Genomic DNA, 17,608 nt, shown 5'->3' with positions numbered 1-17,608 from the left:
GATCGGGGTGCTTACGCCCGCGAGCAGCACGCGCTGCGGCCGGGTGAGCCAGTCGGCTATAGCCATCTCGGCCCTGAGCCGAGCCCCACGGCCGGCATGGCTACACCACTTGGCGGGACACCACCACGCGGTGTCGTCGCGGTCCTGCGAGGAAAGCGCCACGGTTGTAGGGCCGGGCCGAAGAAACGCCGGCCTCCGGCACTGCTCCGAGACGCGACGGGACGCCCCGGCGCTCGCGACTTGGGCTTCTTCTGGGCCAGTACGCCGTGCGCACCTGTACGAGAAGTCACCACTCAGGAACTGACGGCCCCCTCACGAAGTCAGCATAGAGTCAGCAAGCGTCTGACCAAACCCGCCCACAGCTGATCGCACCCACGAATCACCGCACCCACGCGAGAGCTGTGCTTGACCTGGGAAAAAGGCCGTCAGCTCGGCAGCCTCACAGGCATGTACCTTGACACCACAAAGAACATCAGTCCCGTGTCCGTCTGGCCATCGCCTCCCAGAAGCGGTCCAGTTCGCGGACCCGCATGCCGACCCAGCGCGGGGTCTTCCTGCGCAGGCCCCGGGGCAGCCAGCGCCGCACGTTGCCGGGCAGCAGGGCCTGTTGCTGGCGGCAGAACGGCTCGCGGATCTCTCCCCGGGGCAGGCCGCCCCGGGGAGGGTACGGGCACAGCTGGAACTTGCAGTCGGGCAGACAGGCCGACCCCGGTACGGGCGGGGTGGACGTGCCGATACGCAGTCCCGGCTGGAGCGGCTCCCGGTCTGTACGGATGCACGGCGGCAACGACATCCCGGGCTGCTCCATACGGGCCAGGCGTTCCTCGACCTCGTCCGGGTGCCCGTCCCGTTCGAGGAGGTTCAGCATCACCAGGACGTCGGCAACGAGTCGTTGGGCGCGTGGGTCGAGGGTGCTCCAGCCGACCGAGGGAGGGATCCACAGGCTTTGTCTGCGGTAGCTCCCGATGTGGCCCGCGCGGGCGCCGATGTTGTCGGCGACGCCCTTCTCGTCGATCCACAGGAACCGCTCGGGCTGTCCGGTCTCCAGGGCGAGGGCGACCAGATCGCCGGCCTCGGCGACGAACGGATGCAGGCACCGCCGGGCCGAGTCGCCGGGCTGGTCCGGTTGACCCGGCGCGCGGTTCCCCGTGCCCGCCATCGCCAACCAGCGCTTCACCGTCCGTACGGCGGTGGCCCCCCCGAGCGGCTGGAACGGCTGGTGCCCGTCGGGTCCGCCGCTGGCACCGTCCGGCAGCTCCCACAGGCACAGTGCCTGGAGCAGACTGAGCTGCGCGTACCAGCAGCGTGAGTGCTGGAGCACGGTCTCCGCCTGACGGATCAGATCGTTGCGGCCGCTCAGGTGGGTGTGGGGATGTCGGAGGCGGCGGTTGGCCGCGTACTTGAAACCCTGGGCCAGCGCAGCCTCCAGAGCGAGCGGCAGGTCGGGGGTGCCGCCGGTGAACTTGGGATCGAGGTGGCGCAGCCACTTAGTGAGGCGCTCCCGGGCCTCGTCGCGATGGGCTTCGTCGACAGAGCCCAGGAGCATGGGCAGCATCCAGGCCCGCATCACGAACTCCCGGAAGAGATCGACCCGCCGGTCGCGGTAGTTCCGGTTCAGTTCCCTGCGGTCCTCCTGCAACCTCCCGATGTCGTCGGCCGACGTGCCTCGCGGGGACGTACGGTCCGCCCGCGCCCTCCTCATGCGCGCGGACCATGCCTCGTACTCCCGCCTCTTCCAGGCCTTCAGCCTGTCCAGCCGGTCGTTGTACTCCTGCACGGGGTCACTGTGCAGGCCGACCCGCTCGCGGATCACAGCGAACGCCGCGTTGCCGCCCGTGCCGAACTCCTGGGCGACGACCAGGCGGATCGAGTAGGAGGGTTCCTGGATGCCCAGTCGGAACAGTTCCCAGTACAGCGGGGTGGTGTCGATCCGGTCGGAGACCTTCCGCAGCGCGGCACCCAGTTGTTTGAGCACTCGGCGCTTGGCGTCCCTCAGGGTGCGCCGGTCCCTCTTGATGCCGGCCCAGTGTTCGCGCACTGCGGAGACGACCTCGCTCAGCTGCCTCGGGGCGTCCTGGGCGCTCGCGATCTCCAGGGCGGCCGCATAGAGGTCCAGAGCCTTGGGATCGTCAGTGCGCCGACTCGCCATGGCGCACAGCCGGTGCGCGAGCGGGCGACTCCCCACGGGCGCCTGTCTAACCAGTGCCGCGATCTCCTTCCGCATCTCAGCCCGCACACCCTGCCCACCTGCCGGAGGGCTCGCCGCCTTGCCCCGGGACGTCAGGACGAGGGCGATGAGCAGTTCGCGGCTTGGGCCGGGCGGCTGGAGCGCCTGCTCGGCCAGATCCGCGGCGCCCCGCTGCCCCAGGTGTTCGAGCAGGCGACTGCCGAGAAAGGCCTGGATGATGCTGTGCGGGAAACGGACCCTGTGCTCGACTCCCTCCACCAGCCTGAGCCTGCTCGCCTGGGTCGCCAAGCGGGCGAAGACGGCACGGCACTGGTCCATGTTGCCCTCGCGCAATCGTCTGCGCTCCGCGTCGCCGAGCCGCTCGCACAGCGCCTCCCAGATCTGCTGCCGGTGCCAGTCGGAGAGGGTGTTACCGCGCTTGCCGTACCGGTCGAAACCGCGGCCGGCCCACACCTGCTCCGCTCGCACCCGTGCGCGCCGCGCCGGTCCGGGGTGCAGGACGTCGGGGTCCAGCAGCTCCGCGAAGCCGACCTCCAGCCTGTCCTGGAGCAGTCCGACACAGGCCAGGGCGGAGACCATTTCGAGCGTGTCACGGCGTTCCTGCGGGGCCAGCGCCACGTCCTCGCGCAGCTTCCCCTCACACAGCGCCTCGGCCCAGGTCTCCAGCAGCCAGAGCCGCAGGCTGGCACGGTCGCCGCTGCGGGTGTTCATATGCCGCGGATCGACGTCCGGACGGTCGCGCTCTAGGATTCCCCGCCGGTGGAGTTCACGGGCGATCTGGAGGTAGATCGGCGACTCGGTCACCTCCGCCGTCTCCACGATCCAGTCCACCCGGCGCTCGTCGGTCTCCGGCACGTCCGCCTCGACGAAGTGCAGCGCATCCTCCTCGCCGAGCGGTTCCAGCACCACGATCGCGGCGGAGGTGGTCTCCAGCGGACTGTGCGGTCGGGAGGCGATGACCAAGGGCAGCTTCTCCTCGTGAGCGCGCTCGATGGCCCGGCGGATGACATTGTCCCGGCTCTGCTGCCGGCCGTCGTCGAGCAGGGCCTCCTCCAGGCCGTCGGCGAGGACGACCGGCTTGTCGTCGGCGAGAAGTTGCTGCCACACCCGGTCGGTCTTGGTGCGCGCCAGAATGCCCTTGGGCGCCTCCTGAGCGAAGCGCTGCCTCGCCAGGCGTTCGAAGTTCAGGTCGGCGCCGTCCGCCGCGTCCCGCAGTCTGACCGGAACCGGTACGGCGTTCTGGCGGGCCAAGAGTTCGGTGAGCCGTACGAGGACTGCGGTCTTCCCCGCTCCCACACCGCCGACGAGCAGGTACGGGCGCCGGGTTTCTCGCTCCCGCAGCCGCTCGGCGATGACCTGGGCGATGTCGTCGCGGCCCACGATGTCGGAGGTGTCGTACCCGGCCGTGGACACCAGGCGGCGCGGATCCCCCAGCGCCTTGCTGAGGTAACGCCGTTTGGTCCAGCGGTACCACCAGAACAGGAAGAGCGCGGCGGCGATCGAGGCGGCGAGGATCGGACCGATGAACCTGAAGACGGTATCGAATCCCGGGTTGCCCTGCCGCCACTGCTCGAAGCCGGTCGTCTCGCGTGTGATGAGGATGAATAGACCCTCACCGACCCAGGCGAGCAGCGCCAGCACGGCAACCACCCAGATCATCCTGGTGACGTTGGCGTATGAGACCCATCGGCGCCACTTCCTGGGGCGGGTGGCGCCTCGGCGGGCCTCCAGACGGATCGTCAGGGAGTGCCAGCGACCCACCAACCCGTGTCCGACCCGGTTCGCCGCCCGTCGCAGGACCAGTGTGGCCATCGGCGCGTCGCGCGGTCGCTCCTTGCTGGGCGGATGGCGGACGACCCTCGTCATGGCATTCTCCTTGCGAGTGCCTGGACCGGGGCCGGACGGAGGACCCGCAGAACAGAGGATTCGCGCGGCGCTGACGGCTACTTCCATGGAAGCACTCCCGTGACGCTCCGCAACCCAGGCATCCGGTGCCATGGGTTATGCACCTGGTGATACGGCAACCCGCGCCCGGGACTGCTCGCGCTCTTCTACTTCTACGCGGGCACGCTGAAGGTGATCCGCAGCCGCGATCAACTCCGACCGATGATGGCTTGGGTCGACCGAATTCCCCTGCCCGCCCTCAGGGCGCTGGGGGCGGTCGAAATACTCGGCGCGGCCGGTCTGGTCCTGCCACCGCTGACCGATACCGCTCCTTGGCTGGCGTCGGCCGCAGCCATCGGCTTCGTACTTCTGCAGACCGGTGCGATCGCCGTTCACCTGACCGGAGAAGACCGCCGGATCACACTCAATGTCGCACTCACCGCCACCGCGGCCGTGACCATCTGGTTGGCCACCAGGCCGTGATTGAGGCTCAGTCCTCGACCGGCGGAGGCGACTGCTCGGCCAGCCGCCTCACGGCCGCTGTCACTTCTCATGAACATCGAACATGCCGCCGTCCACGCGCTGCCCGGTGAAGTGTGCAGCTGCTGTCGAAACTCGGCTCTGGCACAGATCTTGGGGAGCGGTCGCGGAGCGTCACAAGGCAGATTGCTTCGCGACTGTGATCACACATGTTCTTGGTGGACCCGGATTTCCCGGGGGTGAAAGTTGCGGACGATCGGCCAGAATTCCTGGCGGTCAAGGCCGTCGGCCCAGGCGTCGAGTTCGTCATCCGTGTCGTGGAAGAACCAGGTCTCGAAGTGCCCCAGCGCCCGAAGTTGGGAGACGGCCTCGTACCGAAGTTCGCAGTGGAGCTGGATGTAGTGATCATGCTCGCCGGAAGCAGCTCCCCGGTGGTCGGGATCTCTTGGGAACGGGCGTCCGCTCCGACGTGGTGCCAGTGTGTCAGCGGCCATTTCGGAATCCCCACGTACGGCCAGTAGTGATGTCACTCTTGGTTACGGCCCGGGCTCGACGTCTGACCCGATCGGTCACATGCGGAGGAACACGACCGGTTGTCGGGCCACGTCAGTGCCAGGCACAGGCGATCAGCTGTCCGCGCAGTGGGCGTCGGCAAGGGCCTCGCCGAAGAGCCGTCCGGCGAGTTCCACGCAGCGCATCCGGGCAGGAGAGAAGTCGTAAGGCATCTTGGTGATCGCTGCGGCGGCACTCATCTCTGTGCCCTCCTCCCCTGTCAGGTCGGCGTCGTAGACCTCGAAGATCTTCTCCTCGGCCGCGTCGAGACCAGCTGCCTCGATGGCCTGATGCAGGGCCATTTGGTGAGCGCATCGCTGTACGGCGAGCTTTTCGACGCGGGGGTCGTCGGGTTCGACGCCGTCGTCGAGGGCGGCCTCGGCCGCCTCAAGACGGTCCTCCTCGGCCCGCAGCTCGGGGTGGGTGGCCAGCACAATGAACGTGCCGGCCTGGATGGCGGCGCCCAGCGGCCCGAAGATCCGTTCCGTGACCAGCAGGGCGTCCAGATCCGAGGGGCGCAACGCGCCCGGGGGCAGGTGGCTGAGCCGGTCCGTGACCAGTTCGGAAAGCAGCCCCAGCGGGCTGCCCACCGCCTGCAGGCGCTGGACGGCCGCGCGCCGACGTTTGATGGCGGCCTCCTGCGCCGCCAGGGTTTCCTCCAGCCTGCTCAGGACCGACTCGATATCCGGGGCTTGGTCCCGGGCTTCGTCTGCGGCTTCGTCCCGGGCTTCGCCGAAGGCGGCCCGCATGTCGTCCAGGCTGATGCCGGCATCCGCCATCTTGCGGATCCACAGCAGGCGGGTCATGTCGTCATAGCCGTAGCGGCGGCGGCCGTCCCCGCCGCGCTCAGGCTCCGGCAGCAAACCGATCTCGTGGTAGTGGCGGATGGCACGTGGGGTGATCCCGGCGAACGCAGCGGCATCACCGATCTTGACCCGCCGGGGAGGCGTCAGAGAGGGGTACATCGCAGACAGAGCCTTTCGTGCCGTGGTGCCCCGACCCCACCACATGCCGCTACGGCATGTGCAACAACCCCACCCAGATGCCACCGGAACCAGGCCCCAGCTGCCACCGGACCCGATCAAGAACGACGCACCACCCGGGAACACAGAGTGACCACCAGCGGCCAGATAGCTCCCGCCAAGTGGCCACCGCTGGGGAAATCCCACCGACCGCCCACAACGGAACGGCTCGCGTTCGAGCGTCTCCAGCAGCTTCCCGCCGCACCTGGTCGCCTTCGACCTGCTGCGCGTGCACGGCCGAGACCTGACCGGGCGCCCCTTCAGTGAACGCTACGCCGCGCTGGAGGCGTTGTTCCTCGTGAGTCTGGCGGCGCCGTGGTCGCTGTGCCCGACCACGAGCAAGTACATGAGCTGGGCGGCTGCCCAGCTCATGAAGGAAAACAGGCACCTGCTAGAAGCCCGTCGTGCCGCCGCAGCAGGCGACGGTCTGGGTCTGGTCGGCGCTGGCGAGGGGTGCTACCGCAAGCACCGCAGCCAGTGCCACAAACACGCCGAGAACAGCTTTACGCATTTCTCCTCCTGATCGCCGGAATCCGGTGCCTCTTCAAGCGGTCACTGATTCAGAACTTCGGGGTGGGGCCGCAGCAGGCGACGGTCTGGGTCTGATCCGCGCCGGCAAACGGCGCCACCGCGAGCACCGCAGCCAACGCCACGAACATCCCGAGTACGGCTTTTCGCATCACAACTCCTCATCGAGGTCGACCGGGGCATCCTGCTGAAACTTCTCCGCCGCTGCTGAACACCCTGCCCCGAGCACGACCGCGGCCGTCCCACACTGGAGATCTGACGGACACCGCGCATGTCATCCCCTGGTCGAAAAGCTGACAGCCCCGGCGGGGCCTCTTGATGAACCGCCGCCAGACCTCGCCCCCGCACACCAGGCAGGACCGCTGACGCGCACCGATACTCACGCACACCGGTACGAGCGAACAAGCATTTCGATCCTTCTCAAAAGGGCCGGGACCCTGAACACTTCTAGCCGCCACGGAGACTGTGGCTTTGTACGCGAGAACGGGGTTCTGGCACAGATCTTGGGGAGCGGTCACAGAGGGTGACCACGGTGTTCGATTGCGATGTACCGATCGGGTGTGAGACCGCGTACGCCGCGCCGTAGGACGGCAGGTAGTGACGCTCCATCAGGTAGCTGTAGGCATCCGCTGCTTGCGGCTGTGGCCGGTGACGGTGCTGGTCATGCAGGCAGACGCATCGTTCTGGAACTCGCTGCTGTTCGACGAGCTCGCCGTCGAGGCGGTGACCGCCGCCTTCGGCACAGTCGACGTGGTGGCAAGATGCCGAGGGGCTGGAGCATCCTGCCCGGACTGCAACGGCTTCTCACATCGGGTGCACGACTCCTACCAGCGCAGGCTCAGAGACCTCCCTCTCGGTGAGTTCCGCGTCGTGATCCTGCTGACGGTCCGGCGGTTCATCTGCGGCTCGGTTCACTGCCCGCGCCGGACATTCGCCGAGCCGTTCACGCAGTTGACCAGCCCGTACACACGCTTCACCCGCCGGCTCAACCGCACCCTGGAGCGCATCGGGCTGGCGCTGGCCGGACGGGCCGGTTCCCGGCTGGCCGCCCAACTCGGGCTCGACGCAGGGAGTATGACCTTGCTGCGCCGGGTCATGGCGCTGCCGGACCCACAGTCCAGCACGCCGCGAGTGCTGGGCGTTGACGATTTCGCCACCCGGCGCGGACAGTCGTACGCCACCGTGATCACGGACGGCGAACGCCACCGCCCGATCGACGTTCTTCCTGGCCGGGAAGCGACACCGCTCGCCGCGTGGCTCACCGCGCATCCCCGCGTGGAGATCATCTGTCGGGACCGGGCTGGCGCCTACGCCGAGGGAGCCCGGCGCGGGGTCCCCGATGCCCTCCAGGTCGCCGACCGGTTCCACCTGTGGCAGGGCCTTGGCCGGGCCGTGGAGACCTGCGTCGCCGCCCACCGCGAATGCCTCCGCGTCCCGACGCCGCCCACTCCGCCGAACACAGACATGCCGCAAGGAGATCCGAGGTGGCCGGACGTGCGGGAGTCCCGCTGCTCCGTCACCGCGTCATCCTCATGGCCCTGCTTCGACGCCGCTATGTGTGACGGAGCGTCACCGGCGCACGGTGGCACACCCAAGCTTCACGGAAATCCTGCCAGGGCCACGATCGTGTGTACGCCGACACCAGCTCGACTTCGGAGAGCGTCTTCCAGGGGCGCCTGCCCTTGACCAGCTCCGCGAGCAGCCCGAGACCGGGCCCGGGGAGGTGGCCGGTCTGCTGGAGCGGCTGGCCCAGGTGCCGGATCCCCGCGATCCACGCGGCGTGCGGCACGCACTGGCCGTCGTCCTGGCCCTGGCCGCGTGCGTGGTGCTGACCGGGGCGACGTCAGTGCTCGCGGTCAGCGAGTGGATCGCTGACGCCCCGCCGCAGGTGCTGGAACGGCTCGGCGTACGGCCCGACCCGGTGCTGCCCAGGTGGCTGGTGCCGGCCGAGACGACGGTGCGACGCCTGCTCGCGCGCGTCGATGGCGACGCCCTGGACCGGGCAGTGGGCGGCTGGCTCGCCGACTGCCGTCCCGCCGTCTCCGGCCTGCGCGCACTGTCCCCTGGACGGCAAGTCCCTGCGCGGTGCGGCCAGGGCAAGGGACCGCAGGATCCACCTGCTCGCGGCGGTGGAGCACGCCAGCGGCCTGGCCCTGGCCCAGCTCGACGTCGGCGAGAAGACCGGCGAGACCACCTGCTTCCGGCCGCTGCTGGACACCATCGCCGACCTAGCCGGAACGGTCGTCACCAGCGACGCGCTGCACACCCAACGCGAGCACGCCGGCTACCTGCTGCGCCGACGTGCCCACTACATCGCCATCGTCAAGGGCAACCAGAAGAAGCTGCGCAAGCAGATCAAGTCCCTTCCCTGGAAGGACATCCCGCTCCAGGGCCGCACACGCGGCACCGGCCACGGCCGCACGGAGATCCGCCGGATCAAGGTCGCCACCGTGAACAACCTGCTCTTCCCCGGCGCCCGGCAGGCCATGCCGGTCAAGCGCCGCCGCACGGACCGCAAGACCGGCAGGACGACGATCGCCACCGTCTACGCGGTGACCAGACTGACCGCCGAGCAGGCCACCCCCGCCCGGCTCGCGCAGTTGATCCGGGACCGCTGGAAGATCGAGGCCCTGCACCACGTCCGCGACACCACCTTCGCCGAGGACGCCTCCCAACTGCGGACCGGCAACGCGCCCCGGGCGATGGCAACCTGGCGCAACCTCGCCGTCGGCGCCCTCCGGCTGGAGCTCCTCCACGCTGTCGGTCGCGGGCAGGAGCGAGGAGGAGATCGCCGCCGATCTCGGAGAGCTCTCGGCCTACATGACGGATTTGATCGCGAAGCGCCGCGAGGAGCCGCGCGATGATCTACTCAGCGCTCTGGCGCATGCCCGCGAACGCGACGAGACGCTCACCGATGCCGAGATCCTTCCCATCGCATTCCTCCTCATCGTCGGCGGATTCGACAACACCGCCACTTTCCTTGCCACCGGGGTCCTGTCGCTGCTGCGCTCCGACGACCAGCGCGCGCTGCTGGTGTCCGACCCGGACGGTCTGCCTCCCACCGCCGCGGAGGAGATCCTGCGCCACAGTCAGTGGGCGATCGCATATCCCGTGTTCGGGGGCGGAGGCCTGGTGCCGTTCGTCGCCACGGAGGACGTCGAGGTGGACGGGCAGCTGATCGCCGCGGGCGAGGCCGTCAGCTTCGACCCCGGTGCCGTGAACCACGACGCCGAGGTCGTCGAGAATCCCGCACGCTTCGACATCACCAGGACCAACAACCCGCACCTGATGCTCAGCCACGGCCTGCACCACTGCCTGGGCGCTCCCCTGGCCCGCATGGAGCTGCAGGTGGGCATCGCCGAGCTCTTCAAGCGCATCCCCGGCCTCCACCTGGCCGGCGAGCCGGTGTTCAACCGCGATGTCCTGACCCAGCCCATGACCAGCCTGCCCGTCACGTGGTGACAGAAGGGAGCACCATGCCCAAAGTGTTCTACACCCAGCCCGACGGCACCGAGCGGGCCGTGGAGGGCGCGGTCGGCGACTCCGTGATGCAGACCGCCGTACGCAACGGTGTCTCGGGGGTGCTCGGACAGTGCGAGGGCGTGTTGTCCTGTGCGACCTGCCACGTCTTCCTGCACGAGCGGAACGCCGAGGACTTCCCGCCGATCAGCGAGGACGAGAACGAGATGCTGGACTGCACCGCCGTCGACCGGCAGGACACCTCACGGCTGTCCTGCCAACTCCCCCTTGCCGAGGGACAACACGTACACGTCACCATCCCGAAGGCGCAGCTGTGACCACTGACCGCCGTCTCCTGATCGTGGGCGCCGGGCAGGCCGGCTTCCAGACGGCGAGCAGCGCCAGGGAACTCGGCTGGCGAGGACCCATCACCCTCCTCGGCGCCGAACCACACGCACCATACGCTCGTCCGCCCCTGTCCAAGGCCTTCCTCAATGGCACGGCAACCGTCGACTCCCTGGCCCTGCGTACTGACCGGTGCTACTGGATCGCATGTATCCGATGACGGGCGACCCCACCACCCCTCGTGCGCGTGCACCGTTCACCTGTGAGCCGTCCACGGTTTCCGGGCGGTTTTCCGTCACATCACGCGCCCATTAAGTGAAGGCCCGTTGGCAACTCCTTCACCAGATCCATGTGAATTACTCGAAAACTCCAACCGACGAACACACTTGTGTTCTAGCTTTCCGACCACTTGGGCACATCCGTTCGGTGGGGAACCGAAGGCACGGATGTGCTCCTGGTGACGACGTGTGGCTGGGGGGCAGCGCATGGCGGATGTCGGCGTGTCGGAGTCTGCGGGGGAACCGGAGACGGATCCGACTGCTGTAGGGGGTACGGAGACCAGGGCGGAGGAGCGCCCGGCCGGATCACGGCCGGGCCCGACAGCGGGGACAGGCCGGAAGGTCCGGCCCAGGCCGAAGGGCCGGACAGGGGACGGAAAGGCGCTCTGGTACCGGCCGCTCGCGGTCGTCACCGACACCTGCGGAATCGGTCTTCCCCTGGCCGCGGCCCTGGACGCGGAGGGGCAGGACCTGCCCCTCCTCGGCGGGCTGGTCGGCGCGGGTGTGTGGGCGAGCGTCCGGGCGGTACGGCGGCGGTACGCGGCCCAGCGGGTCGGTGAGTCGTGGGGGGTGCTGGCGGCCGCACGGGACTGGGTGATGCTGGCCGGGTTCCTGGCGCTGGCGCTGATCTTGTCCGATGCGGAGAACGGGCCCCGACCGAGCGTGGCGCTGGCAGCGTTGGTGCCGGGGCTGCTGTTGACGGCCACGGTCACGCCGTTGATCCGGTTACATCTCAACCGGCAGCGGCGTGAGGCGCTGGCGGTGCGGCGGGCGCTGGTGGTGGGCGAACCGGCCGCCGTGGACCAGGTCGTGGGGCGGCTGGCCTCGCGTACGGACCATGCGTACGTGGTGGTGGGGGTCGTGCCGGTCGGGTCCCAGGGCCTGGAGTGCGGGATGCCCGTGATCGACCGGTTGTCACCGCCGGCCTCGGACCACGATCAGGACGCGGATGTCGTCCTGCGGGCCGTGGAGGACTCGGGGGCGGACGTCGCCCTGGTGGCGCCGGGGCTGTGCATGACCGGCGAACGGCTGCGGCACGTCTCCTGGGCGCTGCACGGGGCGGGACTGCACCTGGCCGTGGTGCCGGGCCTCGCGGAGGTCGCGCAGGCGCGCATCCGGCCCAGCTCCGCAGCCGGGCTGACGATGCTTCAAGTAGCCCCGCCCGCCCAGGAGTTCGGGCAGCCCTGGCTGAAGTCACTGCTCGACCGGACGGGGGCCGCGCTCGGACTCCTGGCGCTGGCCCCGCTGTTCGGGGGGCTCGCACTGGCCGTGCGCCTCTCCTCCGCGGGGCCAGTCTTCCACCGGCAGACACGCTGCGGTGCGGGCGGACGGCCGTTCACCATGTGGAAGTTCCGGACGATGGTCGTCGACGCGGAGGCCCGCCGGAACGAGCTCACGCGGGCCGGGGGCAACCAGCACGACGGGCACATGTTCAAGATGCGGCGGGATCCGCGTGTCACGCGGCTCGGGTCCGTGCTGCGCCGGCTGTCCCTGGACGAGTTGCCGCAGCTCTTCAACGTGCTTCGCGGTGACATGTCCCTGATTGGCCCGCGACCGCCGTTACCGGACGAGGTCGCCGGATACAGCCGTACCGAGCTCCGGCGGCTGGCCGTCAAGCCGGGGATGACCGGGTTGTGGCAGGTCAGCGGGCGGTCCGATCTGTCATGGGACGAGACGGTGGCGCTGGATCTCTGGTACGTGGACAACTGGTCCGTTTCCGCGGACATGGAGATCATGACGCGGACACTGCGTGCGGTGGTTGATGGGCGTGGGGCGTATTGAGGCGCCGGGTGAGGTCGTTCGGTGTCTGCGGGTCCATCGTGGCTGCTCACGCCCCGCGGCGCAGCCGCACATCGACACGGTACCGCGCCCCTGGAGGGCGCGGTCGAACCGTCAACTGTTCAGTGCTGTTCGAGCCACCAGGCGTATGTGGCCGCAATGCCGTCCCTCAGCTCCACCGACGGCTTGAAGCCCAGCGCCGTGAGTCGGGAGACGTCCAGGAGTTTGCGGGGTGTGCCGTCCGGCTTGGTCGTGTCCCAGACGATCTCACCCTGATACTCCGTCACCTCCCGGACCAGGGAAGCGAGTTCACTGATCGGCAGGTCTTCGCCGCAGCCGATGTTGATCGGGCCCTCGTCGTCGTAGCGGTCCAGGAGGAGCGCGCAGGCGGCGGCCACGTCGTCGACGTGGAGGAACTCACGGCGCGGGGTGCCGGTGCCCCACAGGACCACCTGGGGGGCTCCCGTCTCGCGGGCCTCGTGGAAACGGCGGATCAGGGCGGGCAGGACATGCGAGGTGGCCAGGTCGAAGTTGTCGCCGGGGCCGTAGAGGTTGGTCGGCATGGCGCTGATGTACGCGGCGCCGTACTGGCGGCGGTACGAATCGACCTGGGCGATGCCCGCGATCTTGGCGATGGCGTAGGCCTCGTTGGTCGGCTCCAGCGGGCCGGTGAGCAGGGAGTCCTCGCGGATCGGCTGCTCGGCGAGCTTCGGGTAGATGCAGGACGAGCCGAGGAACAGCAGACGCGGGACGCCGGCGGTGTGTGCGCCGGCGATGACGCTCAGCTGTATCCGGAGGTTGTCCTCCAGGAACTGCACCGGATAGGTGCTGTTGGCCATGATCCCGCCCACCTTGGCGGCGGCCAGTACGACGGCGTCCGGACGGACGTCGCGCAGGAAGCTCTCGGTCCGCGCAGCGTCGCGCAGATCGACCTGGTCCCTGCCGCGGGTGAGGACCTCGTGTCCGTCGGCCGTGAGCCGGCGGGCCACCGCAGAGCCGACCAGACCGCGGTGGCCCGCGACGAACACCCGGGCCGGGCGCGGGAGCAGGGGGGCCTCGGGCAGGGACTGGGACTCGGACGTGAGCTTGGGCGAAGCGTCAGCTGTCATGCGCGGATTGTGTCAGCGGCGGGCCCGCTCGGGGAATGTTTTGTGGGAATTACGGTCAATTCATAAGAAAACGCGGCCAGTTCGGTCGTACAGAGGGGGGTACGGATGGGCAAGTCGGCACTCATCACCGGGGTCACCGGCCAGGACGGCTCATATCTTGCGGAGCTGCTGCTGGGCAAGGGGTACACCGTGCACGGTCTGATACGCAGGTCGTCGAGCTTCAACACCGAGCGGATCGACCACATCTACCAGGGCCCGGACCAGCCGGAGCGGTCCTTCCTCCTGCATCACGCGGACCTCTCGGACGGCGTGGCGCTGGTGAACCTGCTCCGGGACATCAAGCCGGACGAGGTCTACAACCTGGGTGCGCAGTCCCATGTCCGGGTCTCCTTCGACGCGCCGCTGTACACGGGCGACGTGACCGGCCTCAGCGCGATCAGGCTGCTGGAGGCGGTGCGGGCGAGCGGTATCCAGACGAGGCTGTACCAGGCCTCGTCCTCGGAGATGTACGGCGCCACCCCGCCGCCGCAGAACGAGCGGACGCCGTTCCACCCGCGCAGCCCCTACGGCTGCGCCAAGGTCTTCGGCTACTGGACGACCGTCAACTACCGCGAGGCGTACGACATGTTCGCGGTGAACGGCATCCTCTTCAACCACGAGTCCCCGCGCCGCGGGGAGACCTTCGTGACCCGCAAGATCACCCGGGCGGTGGCCCGTATCAAGGCCGGTCTGCAGGACCGCCTCTACCTCGGCAACCTCGACGCGGTGCGCGACTGGGGGTACGCGCCGGAGTACGTCGAGGCGATGTGGCGGATGCTCCAGCGGGACCAGCCCGACGACTATGTGGTCGCCACCGGCGAAGCCGCTTCCGTGCGGCAGTTCCTGGAGGTCGCCTTCGCCCATCTCGGCCTGGACTGGACGGAGTTCGTGCGCTACGACCCCAAGTACGAGCGGCCCAGCGAGGTGGACGCGTTGATCGGCGACGCCTCCAAGGCGGAGGATCTCCTGGGCTGGAAGCCCTTGGTGAAGGTACACGAGCTGGCCCGGATCATGGTGGACGCCGATGTGGCCCGTCTGGAGAAGGAGCTCGCCGGAACGGCCGTCAGGGTGGACAGATGAGACGGGCCGGACGCGCACTCCTGTCCGCACTCGCCCTGGCAGCAGGGCTGTTGGGGGGTACGGCGGTCACCGCGCCGCAGGCCGCCGCCGTCACCGCGCCCGTCGCGTTCACCGCCGACGACCTCGACACCTGGCAGACCAACGGGATCGTGTGGGCGCTCGCCGAAAGCGGCGGCACCGTCTTCGCGGGCGGCACCTTCTCCACGATCAGGCCGCCGGGGGTCGCCTCCGGGGGCGCCGGGACGCGGTCGGCGGTGAACTTCGCCGCCTTCAACGCGGCGACGGGGGCGCCGACGAGCTGTTCGCTGTCGTTCACGCGGACCAGCGGTACGGCGACCGTGCGGGCGCTGGCCGTCGCCCCGGACGGTGAAACCCTGTACGCGGGCGGCTACTTCACCGCGGTGAGCGGGGTCGCCGTCAATGGGCTCACCGCGATCGACATCGACACCTGCACCGCGCGGGCCGCGTTCAACCCGGCCTTCAACGCGACCGTCCGGGCCCTGGACGTGGCGCCCGACGGGACGGTCTACGCGGGCGGCGACTTCACCACCGTACGGGGCACCGCGCGGGCCCGGTTCGCCGCGCTGACGCCGGCCGGGGCGCTGACCTCGTGGACGGCGGATGCCGATCTGTCCGGGCGGGCCGTCGAGGTCACCGCGGACGGGCAGCGCGTCGCGATCGGCGGGGACTTCTTCTCCGTCAACGGCACCAACTCGCACGCCCTGGCCATCACCGACGCCACGACCGGAGCGGTGACGCAGGCGTACCCGAGCGGGTTCTTCCCCAACACCTCCGTCGTCAAGGACATCACCGCCGACGCCTCCGGCGTCTACACCGCCCACGAGGGCACCGGCGGCGGAGTCTTCGACGGCCGGGCGGCCTTCGAGCCGGACACCTTCGCGCAACGCTGGCGGGACACCTGCCTGGGCGCCACCCAGGCCCTCCAGCTCTACCAAGGCGTGATCTACAGCGGCTCGCACGCCCACGACTGCTCCTCCATGGGCGAGTACCCCAACGTCGAGCGCAAGCATCTGCTGGCGCAGCGCGTGACCGACCCGACGCTGCTGGCCTGGGCGCCGGACACCAACGAGGGCACCGGCGAGCAGCTCGGCCCGCGGGCCCTGACGCTCGCGAACAGCGGTGGCTCCGCATTCCTGTGGCTGGCGGGCGAGTTCACCACCGTCAACGGGTCGGCCCAGCAGAGTCTGAGCCGCTTCGGCACCGGTCCTGACACCGGGTCGCCCAGCACCCCGGCCGCGTGGGTCTCCAGTGACACTCCGGGCAGTGTGAACGTCCGCTGGCAGGCGAGCCAGGACCTCGACGACGGCAACCTGACGTACAACGTCTACCGGAACGGGTCGGCCACGCCGATCCACACCACGACCGCGTACTCGCTGCCGTGGGAGCGGCCTCAGCTGTCGTGGACGGACACCTCGGTGACCGCCGGGACGACCTACTCGTACCGGATCACGGCGAGCGACGGGGCCAACACCAGCGCGCTGTCGACGGCCCGCAGTGCCACGGCGGCGCGCACCGCGGACGCGTACGCCGCCGCCGTACGCGGGGACGGTGCCTCGCTGTACTGGCGGTACGACGAATCCTCCGGGACCTTCGCCTCCGACAGCAGTGGCGGCGACGATGGCGGGGCGTATGTGAGCAGCCCGTCGTACCGGCAGACGCCGGCCGCGGTGCCCGGGGCCGGTACGGCTCTCGGGCTCAATGGCACGTCGGAGTACGTGTACAGCGAGAAGCGGCATGCGCGGCCGGGTGCCTTCACCGCGGAGACATGGATCCGGACGACCACCACCAGCGGTGGGCGGATCATCGGGTTCGGGGACAACTTCGGTTCCGGGCAGGGGTACTTCAGCCGCAACTCCGACCGGCTCGTCTACATGACGGACGCGGGGCAGCTCGGCTTCGGCACGGGCAGGTTCGGCAACCGGGCGACGATCCTGTCGAGCGCCGCGTACAACGACGGTGCCTGGCACCATGTGGCCGCCACGCAGGGGCCGGGCGGGATGGCGTTGTACGTGGACGGGGTGCCGGTCGGCTCCAACACGGTGACGACCGCGCTGAACTACACCGGTTTCTGGCGGGTGGGCGCGGACACGCTCTCCGGGTGGCCGTCCAACCCGACGAGCATGTTCTTCGCGGGCACGGTGGACGAGACGGCCGTGTACCCGAGCGCCCTCAGTGCCGCACAGGTCGCCCAGCACCACGCCCTCGGTACGGGTTCCGGCGGCGGTGAGGGGTCGTCGGTGACGGTCGGCGCCGCCGAGGACTCATACGTCAACGGCTCGGCGACCACGACGAACTACGGGACGTCGACCTCGCTCGCGGTACGTGGCAGCGCCGCGTACCTCAGCTATCTGCGCTTCGCGCTGCCGGCCGCGCCCAGCGGTACGGAGCTGACGGGCGCGGTGCTGCGGCTGCGGACGACGTCGCTCGGAACGGCCGGGTCGGCGGACTCGTTCGACGTGGTGCCGGTGACCGGGGACTGGACCGAGGCGGACGTCACGTACGCGAACCGTCCCGGTCTGTCCTCGACCGTGCTGGGCACCCTGGCCGCGCCGAACGCAGTGTCGACGGACTACGAAGTACCCCTGGACACAGGCGGGTTGAGCAGCCTGCTGGGGTCGACGTCGTCCGTGGCGCTGACCAGTACGGGTGCCGACGCGCTGTGGCTGTGGTCCAGCGAGGTCGGCACCGAGGAATACCGGCCCGAGCTGGTGCTCACCTTCAGCCCGTCCTGACGCGGGTCACCGACAGCCGGGCGGTCCGGTCCACCCCTCCCCCGGGCCGCCCGGCCTCTCGCGCACCACCCACGCTCACAGAGCACCGCTCGCAGTACCACTCGAGCCGCCT

12 protein-coding genes and 3 pseudogenes are annotated in these 17,608 nt (G+C 69.4%); 11 read left to right on the top strand and 4 right to left on the bottom strand.

What is annotated here, in order from left to right:
* Positions 1-472: 472 nt before the first annotated feature.
* Entirely contained in the window at positions 473-4,054 is a 3,582-nt protein-coding gene (locus ACIOHP_RS45300; protein ID WP_401896966.1) for an ATP-binding protein, read from the bottom strand.
* 171 nt (positions 4,055-4,225) lie between these two features.
* Here ACIOHP_RS45300 and ACIOHP_RS45295 point away from each other — a divergent pair, with 171 nt between their 5' ends.
* Positions 4,226-4,555 carry a DoxX family protein gene (locus tag ACIOHP_RS45295; protein ID WP_401897026.1) on the top strand — a complete coding sequence of 110 codons (330 nt, stop codon included), beginning with the start codon at positions 4,226-4,228 and terminating at the stop codon, positions 4,553-4,555.
* Positions 4,556-4,755: 200 nt separating this feature from the next.
* Here the strand turns inward: ACIOHP_RS45295 and ACIOHP_RS45290 are convergent, their stop codons facing one another.
* Both ACIOHP_RS45290 and ACIOHP_RS45285 read right to left on the bottom strand, forming a co-directional pair.
* Complete coding sequence (locus ACIOHP_RS45290) at positions 4,756-5,046, bottom strand: hypothetical protein (RefSeq protein ID WP_401896964.1); 291 nt, start codon at positions 5,044-5,046, stop codon at positions 4,756-4,758.
* 132 nt (positions 5,047-5,178) lie between these two features.
* Entirely contained in the window at positions 5,179-6,069 is an 891-nt protein-coding gene (locus ACIOHP_RS45285; protein WP_401896961.1) for a MerR family transcriptional regulator, read from the bottom strand.
* Positions 6,070-6,355: 286 nt separating this feature from the next.
* Here ACIOHP_RS45285 and ACIOHP_RS45280 point away from each other — a divergent pair, with 286 nt between their 5' ends.
* The 8 genes and pseudogenes from ACIOHP_RS45280 to ACIOHP_RS45245 all read left to right on the top strand — a co-directional run bounded on the left by ACIOHP_RS45280 (position 6,356) and on the right by ACIOHP_RS45245 (position 12,518).
* Positions 6,356-6,649, top strand: coding sequence for a hypothetical protein (locus ACIOHP_RS45280; protein ID WP_401896959.1), 294 nt, complete (start codon positions 6,356-6,358; stop codon positions 6,647-6,649).
* A 668-nt stretch (positions 6,650-7,317) separates the two neighbouring features.
* Positions 7,318-8,340 carry an ISL3 family transposase gene (locus tag ACIOHP_RS45275; RefSeq protein WP_401896957.1) on the top strand — a complete coding sequence of 341 codons (1,023 nt, stop codon included), beginning with the start codon at positions 7,318-7,320 and terminating at the stop codon, positions 8,338-8,340.
* Positions 8,237-8,614: pseudogene (locus ACIOHP_RS45270) on the top strand (transposase family protein); the annotation flags it as partial. The gene ACIOHP_RS45275 and the pseudogene ACIOHP_RS45270, both read left to right, overlap by 104 nt.
* Before the next feature lie 22 nt (positions 8,615-8,636).
* Positions 8,637-9,323 (top strand): annotated as a pseudogene (locus tag ACIOHP_RS45265) (ISAs1 family transposase); the annotation flags it as partial.
* A gap of 151 nt (positions 9,324-9,474) precedes the next feature.
* Positions 9,475-10,116 (top strand): cytochrome P450, encoded by a 642-nt coding sequence (locus ACIOHP_RS45260; protein WP_401896955.1) that lies wholly within the window; start codon positions 9,475-9,477, stop codon positions 10,114-10,116.
* Between the two features lie 14 nt (positions 10,117-10,130).
* Complete coding sequence (locus tag ACIOHP_RS45255) at positions 10,131-10,451, top strand: 2Fe-2S iron-sulfur cluster-binding protein (RefSeq protein ID WP_401896953.1); 321 nt, start codon at positions 10,131-10,133, stop codon at positions 10,449-10,451.
* A pseudogene (locus ACIOHP_RS45250) lies at positions 10,448-10,618 on the top strand (FAD-dependent oxidoreductase); the annotation flags it as partial. The gene ACIOHP_RS45255 and the pseudogene ACIOHP_RS45250, both read left to right, overlap by 4 nt.
* Before the next feature lie 340 nt (positions 10,619-10,958).
* Positions 10,959-12,518: a sugar transferase gene (locus ACIOHP_RS45245; protein ID WP_401896950.1), complete on the top strand. Its 1,560-nt coding sequence runs from the start codon at positions 10,959-10,961 to the stop codon at positions 12,516-12,518.
* 119 nt (positions 12,519-12,637) lie between these two features.
* Here ACIOHP_RS45245 and ACIOHP_RS45240 read toward each other — a convergent pair whose 3' ends face one another.
* Entirely contained in the window at positions 12,638-13,624 is a 987-nt protein-coding gene (locus ACIOHP_RS45240; protein ID WP_401896949.1) for a GDP-L-fucose synthase family protein, read from the bottom strand.
* 105 nt (positions 13,625-13,729) lie between these two features.
* Here ACIOHP_RS45240 and gmd point away from each other — a divergent pair, with 105 nt between their 5' ends.
* Complete coding sequence (gmd, locus tag ACIOHP_RS45235; RefSeq protein WP_401896947.1) at positions 13,730-14,743, top strand: GDP-mannose 4,6-dehydratase; 1,014 nt, start codon at positions 13,730-13,732, stop codon at positions 14,741-14,743.
* Positions 14,740-17,496 carry a LamG-like jellyroll fold domain-containing protein gene (locus ACIOHP_RS45230; RefSeq protein WP_401896944.1) on the top strand — a complete coding sequence of 919 codons (2,757 nt, stop codon included), beginning with the start codon at positions 14,740-14,742 and terminating at the stop codon, positions 17,494-17,496. Before gmd ends, ACIOHP_RS45230 begins: the two co-directional genes overlap by 4 nt.
* Positions 17,497-17,608: the final 112 nt, after the last annotated feature.

The organism is Streptomyces sp. NPDC087859, from assembly GCF_044742595.1.
GTDB classification, from domain to species: domain Bacteria; phylum Actinomycetota; class Actinomycetes; order Streptomycetales; family Streptomycetaceae; genus Streptomyces; species Streptomyces canus_F.
Note: the sequence above shows the minus strand (reverse complement) of the source record. Positions and strands in the feature narration are given on the sequence as shown.